General features: G+C 47.3%; 22 protein-coding genes. 20 read left to right on the forward strand and 2 right to left on the reverse strand.

The window, feature by feature from the left end:
• Positions 1-71 precede the first annotated feature (71 nt).
• The 17 genes from TTHE_RS03920 to TTHE_RS04000 all read left to right on the forward strand — a co-directional run bounded on the left by TTHE_RS03920 (position 72) and on the right by TTHE_RS04000 (position 10741).
• Positions 72-764, forward strand: a complete 693-nt coding sequence (locus TTHE_RS03920; RefSeq protein WP_013297309.1) for a virulence factor — start codon at positions 72-74, stop codon at positions 762-764.
• A complete protein-coding gene (locus TTHE_RS03925) occupies positions 757-1086 on the forward strand; it encodes a hypothetical protein (RefSeq protein WP_013297310.1) in 330 nt (109 codons plus the stop codon). The genes TTHE_RS03920 and TTHE_RS03925 overlap by 8 nt, the downstream gene beginning before the upstream one ends.
• A gap of 3 nt (positions 1087-1089) precedes the next feature.
• A complete protein-coding gene (locus TTHE_RS03930; protein ID WP_013297311.1) occupies positions 1090-1320 on the forward strand; it encodes a DUF4314 domain-containing protein in 231 nt (76 codons plus the stop codon).
• A gap of 142 nt (positions 1321-1462) precedes the next feature.
• Positions 1463-2362 (forward strand): amidoligase family protein, encoded by a 900-nt coding sequence (locus TTHE_RS03935; protein ID WP_013297312.1) that lies wholly within the window; start codon positions 1463-1465, stop codon positions 2360-2362.
• 61 nt (positions 2363-2423) lie between these two features.
• The gene (locus TTHE_RS03940) at positions 2424-2891 is read left to right on the forward strand and encodes a gamma-glutamylcyclotransferase family protein (RefSeq protein WP_013297313.1); all 468 of its coding nucleotides are present in this window, start codon (positions 2424-2426) and stop codon (positions 2889-2891) included.
• A 16-nt stretch (positions 2892-2907) separates the two neighbouring features.
• Positions 2908-3057, forward strand: a complete 150-nt coding sequence (locus TTHE_RS03945) for a DUF5049 domain-containing protein (protein WP_041587426.1) — start codon at positions 2908-2910, stop codon at positions 3055-3057.
• Between the two features lie 138 nt (positions 3058-3195).
• Positions 3196-4764, forward strand: a complete 1569-nt coding sequence (locus TTHE_RS03950) for a terminase large subunit (protein WP_231292716.1) — start codon at positions 3196-3198, stop codon at positions 4762-4764.
• Complete coding sequence (locus TTHE_RS03955; protein ID WP_013297315.1) at positions 4761-6083, forward strand: phage portal protein; 1323 nt, start codon at positions 4761-4763, stop codon at positions 6081-6083. Before TTHE_RS03950 ends, TTHE_RS03955 begins: the two co-directional genes overlap by 4 nt.
• Complete coding sequence (locus TTHE_RS03960; RefSeq protein ID WP_008409538.1) at positions 6022-6750, forward strand: head maturation protease, ClpP-related; 729 nt, start codon at positions 6022-6024, stop codon at positions 6748-6750. Before TTHE_RS03955 ends, TTHE_RS03960 begins: the two co-directional genes overlap by 62 nt.
• A gap of 50 nt (positions 6751-6800) precedes the next feature.
• Positions 6801-8003: a phage major capsid protein gene (locus TTHE_RS03965; protein WP_013297316.1), complete on the forward strand. Its 1203-nt coding sequence runs from the start codon at positions 6801-6803 to the stop codon at positions 8001-8003.
• Between the two features lie 21 nt (positions 8004-8024).
• On the forward strand, positions 8025-8333 hold the full coding sequence (locus TTHE_RS03970) for a head-tail connector protein (RefSeq protein ID WP_013297317.1): 309 nt from the start codon (positions 8025-8027) through the stop codon (positions 8331-8333).
• A gap of 107 nt (positions 8334-8440) precedes the next feature.
• On the forward strand, positions 8441-8776 hold the full coding sequence (locus tag TTHE_RS03975; protein ID WP_013297318.1) for a head-tail adaptor protein: 336 nt from the start codon (positions 8441-8443) through the stop codon (positions 8774-8776).
• 16 nt (positions 8777-8792) lie between these two features.
• Complete coding sequence (locus TTHE_RS03980) at positions 8793-9224, forward strand: HK97 gp10 family phage protein (protein ID WP_013297319.1); 432 nt, start codon at positions 8793-8795, stop codon at positions 9222-9224.
• Positions 9221-9565: a hypothetical protein gene (locus tag TTHE_RS03985; protein WP_013297320.1), complete on the forward strand. Its 345-nt coding sequence runs from the start codon at positions 9221-9223 to the stop codon at positions 9563-9565. The genes TTHE_RS03980 and TTHE_RS03985 overlap by 4 nt, the downstream gene beginning before the upstream one ends.
• Positions 9566-9570: 5 nt before the next feature.
• Positions 9571-10170, forward strand: coding sequence for a major tail protein (locus TTHE_RS03990; protein WP_013297321.1), 600 nt, complete (start codon positions 9571-9573; stop codon positions 10168-10170).
• Positions 10170-10553 (forward strand): hypothetical protein, encoded by a 384-nt coding sequence (locus tag TTHE_RS03995; RefSeq protein ID WP_041587533.1) that lies wholly within the window; start codon positions 10170-10172, stop codon positions 10551-10553. The genes TTHE_RS03990 and TTHE_RS03995 overlap by 1 nt, the downstream gene beginning before the upstream one ends.
• Before the next feature lie 11 nt (positions 10554-10564).
• Positions 10565-10741: a hypothetical protein gene (locus tag TTHE_RS04000; RefSeq protein WP_231292717.1), complete on the forward strand. Its 177-nt coding sequence runs from the start codon at positions 10565-10567 to the stop codon at positions 10739-10741.
• 48 nt (positions 10742-10789) lie between these two features.
• Here the strand turns inward: TTHE_RS04000 and TTHE_RS04005 are convergent, their stop codons facing one another.
• Together TTHE_RS04005 and TTHE_RS04010 are read right to left on the reverse strand one after the other, a co-directional pair.
• The gene (locus TTHE_RS04005; RefSeq protein WP_013297324.1) at positions 10790-11194 is read right to left on the reverse strand and encodes a putative toxin-antitoxin system toxin component, PIN family; all 405 of its coding nucleotides are present in this window, start codon (positions 11192-11194) and stop codon (positions 10790-10792) included.
• Positions 11191-11463, reverse strand: a complete 273-nt coding sequence (locus TTHE_RS04010) for an AbrB/MazE/SpoVT family DNA-binding domain-containing protein (protein WP_004463997.1) — start codon at positions 11461-11463, stop codon at positions 11191-11193. The genes TTHE_RS04005 and TTHE_RS04010 overlap by 4 nt, the downstream gene beginning before the upstream one ends.
• 133 nt (positions 11464-11596) lie before the next feature.
• Here TTHE_RS04010 and TTHE_RS04015 point away from each other — a divergent pair, with 133 nt between their 5' ends.
• Genes TTHE_RS04015 through TTHE_RS04020 form a run of 3 tightly spaced genes read left to right on the forward strand, consistent with a single transcriptional unit; the run spans position 11597 to position 14569 of the window.
• Entirely contained in the window at positions 11597-13132 is a 1536-nt protein-coding gene (locus TTHE_RS04015) for a phage tail protein (RefSeq protein ID WP_231292718.1), read from the forward strand.
• Positions 13133-13137: 5 nt separating this feature from the next.
• Entirely contained in the window at positions 13138-13782 is a 645-nt protein-coding gene (locus TTHE_RS15080; protein ID WP_231292719.1) for a phage tail protein, read from the forward strand.
• Between the two features lie 13 nt (positions 13783-13795).
• Positions 13796-14569 (forward strand): distal tail protein Dit, encoded by a 774-nt coding sequence (locus TTHE_RS04020; RefSeq protein WP_013297325.1) that lies wholly within the window; start codon positions 13796-13798, stop codon positions 14567-14569.
• Positions 14570-14680 lie beyond the last annotated feature (111 nt).

Here is a 14680-nt window from a genome sequence, read left to right on the forward strand (position 1 = left end):
CCAAAAAGGAAAGGTGGGATTTTTTATGGGAATCAAAAATGTTTTAGCTTATTTGAGGGGAGGTGTATGGCATGAGCAATAACAGCTTTCGCTTTTCACAGAAGGTTGTCGGTCAGGAGAGAAAAGCCATTGCCTCGGTCATAGCTGAAGCCCTTGAAGGCCAGGTGCGCTATACTGGAGCACCGGGATTTTTGTATGAGATTAGCAACGAGAAATCCGCTGGCAGCTGGACGGTTGACAGGGACAGCGTGGTTCACTCACCGAAAATCAGTCTTAATGAAATCAAAACCATCCGTCCCGTTATTGACGCGTTGAATATGGCGGGTTTATCGGCAGAGGGAACCATGACAATTACTCTTTTGTTGGAAGGCTTTAGCGAGATAAGCCTTGAAAACCTAAATAATATGCTGGCCAGCAAAGAGACATTGATAAAGAAGGCAATGTTGATTGAGGGGGAACTTGTAGTCTTAGCTGAAAATGATGAGATTTCCTTCCCTTTCTGGAATGCGACTTTAAATGCCGACGAGGTGCAGACATATATCACGCTTGCAAGGCAGATGGCGGAACAGGCCGGGACACAAAAGCGCGTGCTGGCTGCCGAAAAACCGGCGGACAATGAAAAGTATGCCTTCCGCTGCTTCCTGCTTAGGCTGGGGTTTATCGGGGATGAATTCAGAACTGAGCGCAAGGTGCTGCTTTCAAGGCTGTCCGGCAACGGGGCGTACCGGAAAGGCAGAGCAAAGGCGGCGGATGGAGATGACTGATTTTCAAAACACCGCCTTCTTTGTGCGGCGTCCGTTTGCGATCGAGGATTTGAGAAAACCGCATCCGCATAAGGAGGAAAAGCCTTTTGCGGTTGTGAAAACTATCGGGATTTCAAAGATTGACTATGAGAACTTTATTGCCGATCTGTGCGTCGGCCGCCGGTTTATCGAGGAAAATAAGGAACTCTGCCGCATTGACGAAGACGGGGTATGGCAATGCCTGCTGGTACAGCGGCGCGGGCGGCCGGACGGAGTCCTGGTGATGCCGGACGACACGGATTATCCCAAATACGCCGCATATTATCCGGGAGGAGAGGATTGAAAGATGAGCGCAGGAGGCTTTCCTTCAAAAGAAACTGTTCAAAGGCTGAGAGAGGAATATCCGCCCGGAACGCGCGTGGAGCTCATCCGCATGGATGATCCGTACGCCGCGCTGAAACCGGGAGATCAAGGCACTGTTTCATTTGTGGATGATATAGGGACTATTTTTGTGGATTGGGACTGCGGTTCAACCCTCGGCGCGGCCTATGGCGCGGACATGATCAGAAAGCTGTAAATGTACACAAATTAAGACGCGAAAAATTGCTCAAAATCCTGCGGAAACTCATGCAGAATTGCCTTGCTATCCTGTGTTTTCAATGGCCTAATGTACACTGCCGAAGGGCAGAAAACACAGAGAAAGCGAGGAGAATGGCGCAATGCTTGAAACGAGATTCGGGATCGAGGTAGAATTTACAGGTATTACAAGGGCGCAGGCGGCAAAGGTCGCCGCGGAGTTTTTGGGCGGGAGGGTCGAAAGCGGCAGCGACTACTACAACACGCAGAAAGTTATCGCGCCGGACGGACGGGTTTGGAAATTCATGAGCGACGGGAGCATCCGGACGCAGAAAAAGGAACGCGGCCGGATTGTGGAGGTGGGCCGGGAATACAGCGTGGAGCTGGTAAGCCCCATACTCACCTACCGGGAGGACATTGAAACCCTGCAGGAATTGATAAGGAGGCTTCGCAAGGCTGGAGGTTTTGCAAACACAAGCTGTGGAATTCATATCCATATAGACGGTGCAGACCACACACCGAGAAGCATCCGTAATTTTATCAACATTATCGCCAGCAAGAATGACCTTTTCTATAAAGCATTGCAGATTGAGCCGGACAGGATGCGGTTTTGTAAAAAGATGGATGCGGCACTGGTTGAGAAGATGAATCGGCGTAAGCCCAAAACCATGGCGGCGATTGAGAGCATCTGGTACGAAGGTTACAGCGAAAGCCGAAGCACCCATTACCATAATAGCAGGTACCACTTTTTGAACCTGCACAGCTTTTTTAACGGCAATGGGACAATTGAGCTTCGAGGCTTTAACAGCGAACTTCATGCGGGAAAAATTAGAAGCTACATAGTGCTTGCCCTTGCGTTAAACCATCAGGCGTTAACGCAAAAATGCGCTTCCAGCAAGAAACCACAGGTTGAAAATGAGAAGTTTGCCATGCGGACATATCTCAACCGCATAGGACTTATTGGTGATGAGTTCAAAAACTGCCGGGAGCATCTTTGCAAACACCTTGATGGTAACGCAGCATGGCGGTTTCGGGCAGCATAGATAGACAAGCGCAGGGGTGGATCTCCGCCTCTGCCTTGGTAAATACAAGGAGGATGATGCGATGAGCAAAGAAAAAGGAACCATATATTTAGCATACGGAAGCAATCTGAACTTAAGGCAGATGGCATACCGCTGCCCAACGGCAAAAGTGCTGGGGAGTGCAAAACTCACAGGATACCGGCTGTTATTCAGAGGAGGGAATGGCGGCGCAGTAGCGACAATAGAAAAACAAAAAGGTGAAAGTGTACCGGTAATGCTTTGGAGAATCATGCCTAATGATGAGAAGGCGCTGGACAGATATGAAGGTTATCCGCATCTATACCGGAAAGAAACGGTTAAGGTACGTTTCAAAGGGCAGTGGGTACCCGCAATGGTGTATATCATGAATGAAGGTAGACCTTTGGGAGCACCGGGTCGTTACTATTACGAGGTGATCCGGCAGGGCTATATAGATGCGGGTTTTGATATTTCGTTTCTCAATAAAGCGGTAAGAGATTCAATTTCAGCGGCAGAGAAGTTAGAGGTGTAGGACATGGGTACAGATTATGGCCATACGGGACAGCGGTGCCTGTAATATGTTTGACTTGCCAAGAGTACAGGAAGAGGCATATAAAATGGGGTTTTATGAATTAGTAGTATTTCTTAATGAACACAAGAAGGAATATGCCGAGTTTATCCTGACAGGCAAACGATAACGGTTATAACGCAGCAAGTTTCATAGAAATCCACTAAGGAGAGGAACTTCATCCATGAGGTTCCTTTTTTCTTGCTCATTTACAGGAAGGGAGGCGGCAAAGCTGCGGAAGTTAAAGCGGTATAAACCAACTAAGTTTATGGCGGAAGGTTCTCGATATGACAAGGAAGCGGCTGATGCCGCTGTTACTTTTATAAACTGCTTGAAGCATACCAAGGGCGAATGGTATGGGATGCCTTTTGAACTCATTGACTGGCAGGAACAAATTGTCCGGGATATATTCGGAATCTTGAAACCTAACGGATACCGGCAGTTTAACACTGCCTATATAGAAATCCCAAAAAAGCAGGGTAAGAGCGAGCTTGCAGCGGCAATCGCTTTATACCTGACATGCGGCGATTTCGAGCATGGCGGCGAGGTTTACGGATGTGCATCAGACCGGCAGCAAGCTTCCATTGTTTTCGACGTTGCGGTAGATATGGTGGAACAGTGTCCGGCATTTAAGTCTCGAATTAAACCAATGCTGTCGCAGAAGCGGCTGGTATATAAACCGTTAGGCAGTTTTTATCAGGTGCTTTCAGCGGAAGCATATACGAAACATGGCCTAAACGTCCATGGTGTGGTATTTGACGAACTTCATGCTCAGCCAAACAGGGATCTTTATGATGTAATGCTTCACGGATCTGGCGATGCAAGAAAACAACCGCTGTTTTTCCTGATCACAACTGCTGGCACAGACCGCAATTCCATCTGCTGGGAAGTGCACCAAAAGGCTGAGGATATTCTTCAAGGGCGTAAGATAGATCCGACTTTCTACCCTGTTATCTACAGCGCAGCCGATACCGATGACTGGACAAGTGAAAAGGTATGGAGAAAGGTTAACCCGTCACTGGGCATTACAGTTGACATCGAAAAATTGAGGGTGGCTTGTGAAAATGCCAAGCAAAATCCTGCAGAGGAAAATTTATTCTGTCAGCTCCGCTTAAATCAGTGGGTGAAACAATCGGTGCGCTGGATGCCAATGGATAAATGGGATAAGTGTGCGTTTCCTGTTGATGCAGAAAAATTGCGCGGCAGAACCTGTTACGGAGGACTTGACCTGTCATCTACTACCGATATTACCGCCTTTGTGCTGGTGTTTCCACCGCTTGATGAATCGGACAAATATCAGATTCTACCTTTTTTCTGGATTCCGGAGGAGAATATTGATCAGCGTGTGCGGAGAGATCATGTGCCTTATGATGTCTGGGAGAGGCAAGGCTTTTTATATACCACTGAGGGTAACGTCGTGCATTATGGATTTATCGAAACCTTTATTGAGGAACTCGGAATGAAATATAACATTAAGGAAATAGCCTTTGACCGCTGGGGCGCAATTCAGATGACGCAAAACCTCGAGGCTTTGGGGTTTACGGTTGTTCCATTCGGTCAGGGTTTCAAGGATATGTCGCCGCCTACAAAAGAGTTGATGAAGCTGACATTGGAAGAACGCATCGCCCATGGTGGTAATCCAGTACTGCGGTGGATGATGGACAATATCTATGTCAAAACCGATCCCGCCGGAAACATTAAGCCGGATAAAGAAAAATCCACCGAGAGAATAGATGGTGCGGTAACGTTAATTATGGCGCTTGACCGCGCGTTAAGGCATGACGGGGATGAACGCAACGGATCAATTTATGATGAAAGGGGGCTGTTGATTATATGAGTGTATTTTCCCGTTTGTTCAAAGCAAGGGACAAGCCGAAGAACAGCCTGTTCGGTAATGCATATAGCTTTTTCTTCGGCGGCACATCCAGCGGCAAGGCTGTCAATGAGCGGACTGCTATGCAGACAACGGCGGTGTATGCCTGTGTAAGGATACTTGCAGAGGCCATCGCCGGTCTTCCGCTTCATGTGTACCGGTATAAAGATGACGGCGGCAAAGAGAAAGCGCTCACCCATCCGTTATATTACCTGCTCCATGACGAGCCAAACCCTGAGATGACTTCATTCGTGTTCCGCGAGACACTGATGAGTCATCTTCTTTTATGGGGAAATGCCTACGCTCAAATTATTAGGGATGGTTCCGGACGAGTGCTGGCGCTTTATCCACTTTTGCCAAACAAAATGACGGTAGACAGGGCTCCAAACGGAGAACTGTTTTACACTTATCGGCGCGACAGCGATGAGAGTAGGGTTAATCCAAAAGCAGGCCTTATATACCTACGAAGTGATGATGTTCTTCACATCCCGGGGCTCGGTTTTGACGGTCTTGTAGGATACTCCCCTATTGCTATGGCCAAGAACGCCATAGGCATGGCTATTGCCTGTGAAGAGTATGGTGCATCCTTTTTTGCCAACGGAGCAAATCCGGGTGGCGTTCTGGAACATCCTGGCGTATTAAAGGATCCGGCAAAGGTGCGGGAAAGCTGGAACGCAGTTTATCAAGGAAGTGCCAATGCTCATCGCATTGCAGTTCTGGAAGAGGGAATGAAGTTTCAACCAATCGGCATTCCACCCGAACAGGCACAGTTTTTAGAGACAAGAAAGTTTCAGATAAATGAAATTGCTCGGATATTCCGAGTACCTCCCCATATGGTTGGAGATCTTGAAAAGTCAAGCTTTTCAAACATCGAACAGCAATCTCTGGAATTTGTTAAATACACGCTTGACCCGTGGGTGGTGCGTTGGGAACAGGCTCTCCAAAAAGCGCTGCTTTTACCATCAGAGAAGCGGGCATACTTTGTCAAATTCAATGTAGATGGCCTTCTGCGCGGTGATTATGCAAGCCGCATGAATGGTTATGCTGTAGCTCGACAGAACGGCTGGATGTCTGCTAACGATATCCGCGAGCTTGAGGACATGAACCGGATTCCGGCGGAGTTGGGTGGAGATCTGTATCTTGTTAACGGTAACATGACCAGGCTTGCCGATGCAGGTGCCTTTGCAGGCAAAAACAATGCTAAAACGGAGGGATCAAAAGTTGAACAAATCACAAAAACCAAAACCGGTTCGCCGCTTCTGGAACTGGATACAAAACGATGATGGCAGCCGGACATTATATATTGACGGCCCAATAGCTGAAGAAAGCTGGCTGGGAGACGAAGTAACTCCCAAACAGTTCAAATCAGAGCTGTTGTCCGGAGAGGGTGATATAACGATCTGGATCAACAGCCCTGGCGGAGATATATTTGCAGCTAATCAAATTTACAACATGCTTATGGATTACAAAGGCAAAGTGACGGTAAAGATTGACGGTATTGCAGCCAGCGCCGCTTCGGTCATAGCTATGGCCGGAGGTGACGTCTTTATGTCACCAGTCAGCATGATGATGATTCACAACCCTATGACAATAGCCATCGGTGATACGGAAGAAATGGAGAAAGCTATCGCAATGCTGGAAGAAATAAAGGAATCCATCATCAACGCTTATGAGCTGAAAACCGGACTTTCCAGGGCAAAAATATCGCACTTAATGGATGCAGAAAGCTGGTTTAACGCAAGAAAAGCGGTGGAACTTGGCTTTGCCGATGGAATCTTGTTTATGGAGGATGAATCATTCCCATCCGAATTTGAAGTATCAGGAGGAATGATCTTCAGTAGGCAGGCAGTAACAAATTCCATCCTGCAAAAGCTTAAACCAAAAGAAAAACCAAAAGGAACACCAATTGAGTCGCTTGAAAAGCGGCTTTTTCTACTTTTACCCCACTAAATCTGCGATTTAGCGGGGACCCCAAATAAAACCGTAAGGAGGATTTGATTATGAGCAAAATACTGGAACTGCGTGAAAAACGCGCTAAAGTATGGGAAGCTGCTAAAGCTTTCCTCGACAGCAAACGCGGGAACGACGGACTGCTTTCACCGGAGGATACCGCGACTTATGAAAAAATGGAAGCCGACGTTATTGCGCTGGGCAAAGAAATAGAGCGTCTTGAGCGTCAGGCTGCCATAGATTTGGAACTGTCAAAACCGTTGAATATTCCTATTACAGACAAACCCACTTCCATATCTGGCAACAATGAAAAAACCGGACGTGCCAGCGATGAGTACAGGCAGTCTTTCTGGAACATGATGCGCGGCAGGCGCAAATATGACGTACACAACGCGCTGCAGATTGGAGAGGACACCGAAGGTGGATATCTTGTTCCCGACGACTTTGAGCGTACTCTTGTGGAAGCGCTGGAGGAGGAGAATATCTTTAGGCAGATTGCCAATGTTATTACCACGTCCAGCGGTGACAAGAAAATTCCTGTGGTGGCAAGCAAGGGTACTGCATCCTGGGTGGATGAGGAAGGCCAGATTCCCGAAAGCGACGATTCCTTTGCTCAGGTATCCATCGGCGCATATAAGCTGGCTACTATGATCAAGGTGTCAGAGGAATTGTTAAACGACAGTGTATTTAACCTTGAACAGTATATCGCCAAAGAGTTCGCCCGCCGAATCGGAGCAAAAGAGGAGGAAGCATTTTTTATCGGCGACGGATCTGGCAAGCCAACCGGTATCTTGGCGGATAACGGCGGTGGCGAGATAGGAGTAACTGCGGCGAGTGCAACAGCCATTACCCTTGACGAGATCATGGACTTGTTCTACAGCCTAAAGTCTCCGTACCGCAGGAACGCTGTATTCATTATGAATGATTCGACAATTAAAGCTATAAGGAAGCTCAAAGACAACAACGGTCAGTATCTCTGGCAGCCTTCTGTAACTGCTGGAACACCGGATACTATCCTCAATCGTCCAGTTAAAACTTCTGCATTTATGCCAGCCATTGCCGCCGGAGCAAAAACGATTGTATTCGGCGATTTTTCTTATTACTGGGTGGCAGACCGTCAGGGCAGGGTTTTTAAGCGGCTTAATGAGTTGTATGCTGCGACCGGACAAGTTGGATTCATGGCAACCCAGCGTGTAGATGGCAAGCTGGTACTGTCTGAAGCAGTCAAGATACTGCAGCAGAAATCAGCTTAATGAAAACGGAGGTGCTGCGGCATGGAACTTTTGGAGAAGGTTAAAGCAAACCTCATATTGCAACACAACGAAGATGATGCACTTTTACAAGAGTATATCAAAGCCGCAGTGGCCTATGCAGAAAGTTACCAGAAAAAGCCGGAAGGATATTATGCCGAAAACCCAATGCTGCCTACTACTGAGCAGGCTGTCATTATGCTGTCGAGCCATTTTTATGAAAGCAGGGATGGCTCGACGGCTGGCTTTTTTGGGGATAGTGTGCAGGCAGGACAGCAGGTATGGAATACAGTTAATCTATTGCTGCGGCTTGACCGGGATTGGAAGATATAGGGGCCCCCGCAAAGTCATCCGACTTTGTGGGGAGAGGACGAACAACGGAATGAATGAGCTTTTCGCGCTTGCGCGGAAACGAATGATATGGAGTTTGTGAGGACGATATGAGCTTTGGGAAAATGAAAACTTTCGTGGACATTATCTCAACCAAGCCGGTTAAGGATAGTGAGGGGTTTGCTGAAAAAGGTGATGTTATTCTCGCTTCGGTAAGGGCATACAAGGAAGATAGGCATGGCAGTGAAAAATGGGCAAACAGGGCGGCGTTTTCGCAGGCGTCTGCCCTGTTCCGCTTCCGTAGGATCCCTAACCTGGAAGTTACCACAGATCTTGTACTCGTTTGCCGCGATGGCCGGTACAACATTATCAGTGTTGAGGACGTAAAAGGACGCGGAATGTATATTGAGGTGCTTGCGGAAAAGGTGAAATCAAGCAAAGCATAAAAGGAGGGGCTGCAACGTGGCTAAGGTGGAAGTTAAAATGCCGGAAGAGTTCTTGCTCAAGTTATCCAGACTTGGAGAAAGAACAGACGAAATCATACCTAAGGTGCTGGAAGCAGGCGGGGAAGTGGTTCTTTCAAAAGTGAAGTCCAATCTTCAGTCAGTTATCGGGAGAGGCACTAAATATCCGTCCAGAGCAACCGGTGAATTGGTAAATGCTTTGGGACTCTCTCCTGCCAAACAGGACAGGGATGGAAACCATAACATAAAAATCGGCTTTACTGAACCAAGGAAGGATGGGGAAAGCAATGCGAAGATTGCTAATATTATTGAGTATAGCAAGTCCGGGCAGCCTCCAAGGCCCTTTTTGAAACCGGCAAAATCAGCTACAAGGAAGTCCTGCATCGAAGTAATGAAGTCAAGACTGGAACAGGAGCTGGGTCGTATATGAGCATATTGTCAGAATTAAACTCGTTATTGGATGCTTTGGGTATCCCCATTGAAACCGGAGTATTTAGCGGTGTACCGCCGGATGAGTACCTTGTCATAACTCCAATGACAGATACATTTGAAGTTTTTGCAGACAACCGGCCTCAGGCCGAAACCCAGGAGGTAAGGTTGTCTTTATTTATAAAGGGAAACTACACTGCCCGTAAAAACGAAATAGTGAACACATTGCTTCAAGCAGGCTTTACCATTACCGACAGGCGGTATATAGGCCATGAGGACGATACCGGCTATCACCACTATGCCATTGATGTGGCAAAAGAGTATGAAGTAAAGGAGGAATGAAAAACATGGCCACAATCGGACTGGACAGGTTATATTATGCCAAAATAACCGAGAATGAAAACGGAGAAGAGACCTATGACACGCCTGTTCCGCTGGCTAAGGCTATTACGGCAGAACTTTCTGTGGAGCTGGCAGAGGCAACACTTTATGCCGATGACGGGGCGGCAGAAGTGGTCAAGGAATTTCAAAGCGGTACCCTGACTCTTGGCGTTGCAGATATCGGAGCAGACGCTGCTGAGGTTTTGACGGGAGCCACCCTTGATGACAATAAGGTGCTGATTTCCACCAGTGAGGATGGAGGTGCGCCTGTGGCAATTGGCTTTAGAGCCAAGAAAGCTAACGGCAAGTACAGGTATTTTTGGCTTTACAGGGTGAAATTTGGAATCCCGGCGACAAATCTGCAAACGAAAGGTGATAGCATTACCTTTTCAACACCCACCATTGAAGGGACAGTCATGAGACGTAACAAACCAGATGGCCAGGGAAAGCACCCTTGGAAGGCAGAGGTCAGCGAAGACGATCCCGGAGTATTGCCTGAAATCATTAATAATTGGTATACGGAGGTTTATGAGCCGGTATTTGCTGTGGGAGGAGGCAGTGAATGATGCAGGATAATGACAGAAGCGCAATCATTAAAATCGGTGATGAAGAATATCAGCTTATTCTAACCACTAAAGCGACAAAGGAGATTGCAAAAAGGTACAGCGGTCTTGAAAACCTCGGCACGAAACTGATGAAAACCGAGAAATTCGAGATGGCTCTTGACGAAGTGGTGTGGCTGATTACACTGCTGGCCAACCAGAGCATTTTGATACACAACCTTAAAAATCAGGATAAGCATGAACTCCTGACTGAAGAGACAGTGGAACTTCTCACATCTCCCTTGGAACTGGCAGCATATAAAGACGCTATCATGGAAGCAATGTTCAAGGGTACTAAAAGAAACGTTGAAAGTGAGGATGACTTAAAAAACACACCGGTCGAGTGAGCGATGAGGAATTGTTCACTCGGCTTCTATATTACGGCACTGTTCAGCTTAATCGTTCAGAGGAAGAAGTATGGCTCATGCCTATTGCATACCTGCTGGATTTATGGGAGTGCCATAAGCAGTTTTTAGGGCTGGCGAAACCAAAGCGGATGCTGACCATTGATGATGTGATACCTTATGGAATATAAGCAGCAAAAAAGCAGGGTGGCTGTAATCCCTGCTTTAAAAAGCTGCTTTTATTCCATTTGCAAAAACTCTGCCGCTGTTACGATCTTTGGGTTTGTTATGCCGGATTCAAGGAAATCCCTGTCTCCGGTTACAAGCACGTCAGCTTTTACCGCAATGGCCGCCCTGAGTATTGGCCTGTCGGATGCGTCCCGGACAAGCGCCTCATCCGACACGTCAACTGCGGGAGTTGGAACAACTTCAAGAACAGTAAGCGCAATCGCCAAAAAGCGTTCAAGCGCCTGGATCTTATGGGGGAATTTCCGGTTGTATACCCGGCGAAGCTCATCGATGTTTTGATCGCAAACCATACCATGGTTGGGGTGTGTTACAGCTTTAATGTACGCCTGATAAGGCGTTCCTTCGCAGCTCAAGGAAGCGGAGATCAGGATGTTGGTGTCAATTAACACTCTCATAGACCTTCAATCTCCGCGCGGACGTCCTTCACCAGATCCATAACATCGTCATCATTGCGGATCCCGGCTTTTTCCGCTTCGCCCTCCATTTCTTTCTGTAGCATTTTCATGGCGTAGACAGCGGAGTTCATAAGGATAACCCGGTCTTCCTCGCAAATGAGGGTGACGCGGTCTCCGGTGGAAAGGCGAAGTTTGGAGCGGATATCTTTTGGCAGCGTGATCTGGCCTTTTGCCATTACCTTTGCATTATCAACTATGGGAACGTTCATGCTAAGTCCTCCTTTTTAGGATTTGAAAAGCAGGAAATTCCCTACTTTCCCTACTATTAGTATATGCCAAACCGCATTGAAATACAATAGCCTTTTATAATTTTTTAATTTTTACTCGAAAGGAGGCGGTTATGTGGCAGACAATTTTGGCTTGAAGATTGGGATTGAAGGCGAAAAGGAATTTAAGAACGCCATTCGTGAGATCAACCAAAGTTTTAAGGTACTGGGCAGCGAGATGAACCTGGTTGCATCTCAGTTTGATAAGCAAGATAAATCAGTTGAAGCTGTTACTGCAAGAAACAAGGTGCTGAATAAAGAAATCGAATTGCAGAAAGAAAAAATTGCTACTTTGGAGAAAGCGCTTGCCAACGCCGCCTCCTCTTTCGGGGAGACCGACAAGCGGACGCAGTCCTGGCAGATACAGCTTAACAACGCCAAAGCAGAGCTGAACAAAATGGAGCGCGAGCTCGAACAGTCTGCTGAAAGTGCAGACGAGCTTGGGGACGAATTGAAGGAAAGCGGAGACAATGCCGAAAAATCCGGCTCGAAATTTGAGAAACTGGGCAGTGTCCTCAAAGGTGTTGGTGCGGCTATGGGTGCCGCAGCGGCCGCAGCGGGCGCGGCTGCCATCAAGCTGGGAAAAGAGGTCGTGGAGCAGTTTGGTGAGCTTGAGCAGAACCTTGGCGGTTCTGAAGCTGTGTTTGGCGAATATGCTGCACGTATCCAAAAAACGGGAGAAGAAGCCTACAAGAATCTGGGCTTATCCCAATCCGAGTACCTTGCCACCGCCAACAAAATGGGCGCACTGTTTCAGGGTGCTGGTGTCGATCAGCAAAAAAGTCTGGAGCTTACTGAGAAGGCCATGCAACGGGCGGCAGATATGGCTTCGGTTATGGGCATTGACATGCAGACTGCCATGGAATCCATCGCTGGCGCAGCCAAGGGTAACTTCACCATGATGGATAATCTGGGCGTCGCCATGAACGCCACTACCATCGAAGCTTATGCTCTTGCAAAAGGGCTGGATTTTGCCTGGAATAGCGCAACCAATGCCGAAAAGGCCGAGATCGCCATGCAGATGTTTTTTGAAAAAACCGAACAGTATGCTGGCAACTTCGCAAGAGAGTCTACCCAGACCATCAGCGGTTCCATTGGTCTTTTACAAGCCTCTCTAAGTTCGTTTATAGCAGGACTTGGCAATGCGAACGCTGATATGACGAACCTAACACAAAATCTTGTGGATGCCTTTCAGGCTGTAGTTAAAAATATTGTACCGGTTTTGGAAAATATAGTGGCTGCTCTGCCGGAGGCAACCGGTGCGATTATCTCAGCAGTCAAAGATCTGCTTCCCGTGCTGTTGCAAACTGTAACTGAATTGTTCTCTCAGGTGCTTCAAACTCTCTTGGGCCTGCTGCCGGAGCTGATTCCAGCAGCAGTAGATGCGGTCATGACCATTGTCGGAGCACTCATTGATAACCTGCCTTTACTCATTGATGCAGCGGTACAGCTAATCACAGCGTTGGTAATGGGGCTTGGAGAAGCATTACCGGAGCTAATTCCAGCAGCGGTTCAAGCAGTGATCACCATTGTGCAAGGGCTGCTGGATAATATGGACAAAATCCTTGAAGCTGCTTTTACATTGATTCAGGGACTGCGCAGGGACTTTTAAATGCATTGCCAGAACTAATTGAAGCACTGCCGAGGATAATTACAACAATCATTGACTTTGTGACGAACAATATGCCGAAGATCATAGAATTGGGAATTACGCTTATCGTACAGCTTGCTGCCGGGCTTGTGAAAGCCATTCCAGAACTAGTAAAGTCTTTACCTCAGATTGTTGCGGCTATTATAGAAGGCTTGGGCAAGGCGGTTGTTTCAGTGGTTGAGATTGGTAAGAACATTGTAAAAGGCATCTGGGAAGGTATTAAAAGCCTTGGTAGCTGGATTAAGGATAAGGTTTCCGGTTTCTTTTCCGGTATTGTTGATGGAGTAAAGAATTTTCTTGGAATCAGATCTCCGTCCACTGTTTTTGAAGGTATTGGCGGCAATATGGCACTGGGTATTGGTGAGGGATTTGACAAAGCTATGGCCAGAGTGGCGGACGATATGCAAAATGCAGTGCCGACTGACTTTAATGTTTCTCCTGACATTAATGTAAGTGGACGAGGCGGATTTAGCGGTTTAGCTTCCGGGCCGCTTGTTGTGGTGCAGCAGATGATTGTTCGTGGTGAAGAAGACATACGTAGGATTTCACAGGAGTTATACAACCTGATGCAGACAGGTTCAAGGGCGCAGGGACGTTTTATAACAGCGTAATGGAGGGAAGCATATGGGATTTATCTACAATGGAATATCGTCGCAAAGTATGAAAATACGAGCAAGACTTACCAAATGGCAGATCTCCCCTGCCCTGCGCAATTCCTTTGAAACTGTGCCGGGCAAAGCAGGTATTGCAGATTTTGGCTGCGATATATCAGAACGAAACATAATAATTAGCTGTAGTGTGCTTCCCCAGCGCAGTTTTGCCGATCTTGTATCGGTTCTTGATAATGTTGCAGAATGGTTAAATCCGGAAAACGGGCTTAAGCAACTTGTTATAGATGATTTGCCCGACCGATATTTCATGGCTCGCTTATCAGAAGCGGTTGACTGTGAGCGGATATTGCGGACAGCGGGCAGCTTTGAACTTCGGTTTGTTTGTCCCGACCCATATGCTTATGCGTTGGAAGATGAGGTATTTGTTCTTTCTGAAACAGGTCTGCATGAATTGGAGAGGGTTAAAGGAAATGCGGATTCCAATCCGGTTTATCTCTTGAAGGGTTTGATATCAACGTCCTCATCAAGCTATATTTCGCTTATTACAAACGGCGAGGAATTGCTAATTGTTGGCTCATTATCTGAAGGTGAGACTCTGATTGTCGACTCCGGCATGGTAACAGCTAAGGTTATTGATGAAACAGGCGGAACCTTGAGAAATGGCCTTCCCAGCCTGCAGGATCTGAATTTTCCAATTCTCAGGAAAGGGGTTAATCATATTGAGATTGCCGCAGAAAACGCGACCTTTACTGAGTTAAAAATACAGGCAAAAAGCAGATGGAGATAAACTCCGGGGACCCCGCAAAGTCGTAAGACTTTGTGGGGAGAGGAGGAACAACGGATTGGAGCGAATGTCCGCCGACAGGCGGGCGTAGCGGAAAGGAGTTTGTGACGACGA

The organism is Thermoanaerobacterium thermosaccharolyticum DSM 571 (assembly GCF_000145615.1).
Lineage (GTDB): Bacteria > Bacillota > Thermoanaerobacteria > Thermoanaerobacterales > Thermoanaerobacteraceae > Thermoanaerobacterium > Thermoanaerobacterium thermosaccharolyticum.

What these genes read in the sequence shown, in the direction of transcription:
- TTHE_RS03950 (WP_231292716.1), top strand. Translation starts at nt 3,196, where the DNA reads ATGGCGGAAGGTTCTCGATATGACAAGGAAGCGGCTGATGCCGCTGTT.
- TTHE_RS03970 (WP_013297317.1), top strand. Translation starts at nt 8,025, where the DNA reads ATGGAACTTTTGGAGAAGGTTAAAGCAAACCTCATATTGCAACACAAC.
- TTHE_RS04010 (WP_004463997.1), bottom strand. Translation starts at nt 11,463, where the DNA reads ATGAACGTTCCCATAGTTGATAATGCAAAGGTAATGGCAAAAGGCCAG.
- TTHE_RS03965 (WP_013297316.1), top strand. Translation starts at nt 6,801, where the DNA reads ATGAGCAAAATACTGGAACTGCGTGAAAAACGCGCTAAAGTATGGGAA.
- TTHE_RS03955 (WP_013297315.1), top strand. Translation starts at nt 4,761, where the DNA reads ATGAGTGTATTTTCCCGTTTGTTCAAAGCAAGGGACAAGCCGAAGAAC.
- TTHE_RS04020 (WP_013297325.1), top strand. Translation starts at nt 13,796, where the DNA reads ATGGGATTTATCTACAATGGAATATCGTCGCAAAGTATGAAAATACGA.
- TTHE_RS03990 (WP_013297321.1), top strand. Translation starts at nt 9,571, where the DNA reads ATGGCCACAATCGGACTGGACAGGTTATATTATGCCAAAATAACCGAG.
- TTHE_RS03945 (WP_041587426.1), top strand. Translation starts at nt 2,908, where the DNA reads ATGGCCATACGGGACAGCGGTGCCTGTAATATGTTTGACTTGCCAAGA.
- TTHE_RS03925 (WP_013297310.1), top strand. Translation starts at nt 757, where the DNA reads ATGACTGATTTTCAAAACACCGCCTTCTTTGTGCGGCGTCCGTTTGCG.
- TTHE_RS03920 (WP_013297309.1), top strand. Translation starts at nt 72, where the DNA reads ATGAGCAATAACAGCTTTCGCTTTTCACAGAAGGTTGTCGGTCAGGAG.
- TTHE_RS03995 (WP_041587533.1), top strand. Translation starts at nt 10,170, where the DNA reads ATGCAGGATAATGACAGAAGCGCAATCATTAAAATCGGTGATGAAGAA.
- TTHE_RS03985 (WP_013297320.1), top strand. Translation starts at nt 9,221, where the DNA reads ATGAGCATATTGTCAGAATTAAACTCGTTATTGGATGCTTTGGGTATC.
- TTHE_RS03935 (WP_013297312.1), top strand. Translation starts at nt 1,463, where the DNA reads ATGCTTGAAACGAGATTCGGGATCGAGGTAGAATTTACAGGTATTACA.
- TTHE_RS04005 (WP_013297324.1), bottom strand. Translation starts at nt 11,194, where the DNA reads ATGAGAGTGTTAATTGACACCAACATCCTGATCTCCGCTTCCTTGAGC.
- TTHE_RS03975 (WP_013297318.1), top strand. Translation starts at nt 8,441, where the DNA reads ATGAGCTTTGGGAAAATGAAAACTTTCGTGGACATTATCTCAACCAAG.
- TTHE_RS03940 (WP_013297313.1), top strand. Translation starts at nt 2,424, where the DNA reads ATGAGCAAAGAAAAAGGAACCATATATTTAGCATACGGAAGCAATCTG.
- TTHE_RS03930 (WP_013297311.1), top strand. Translation starts at nt 1,090, where the DNA reads ATGAGCGCAGGAGGCTTTCCTTCAAAAGAAACTGTTCAAAGGCTGAGA.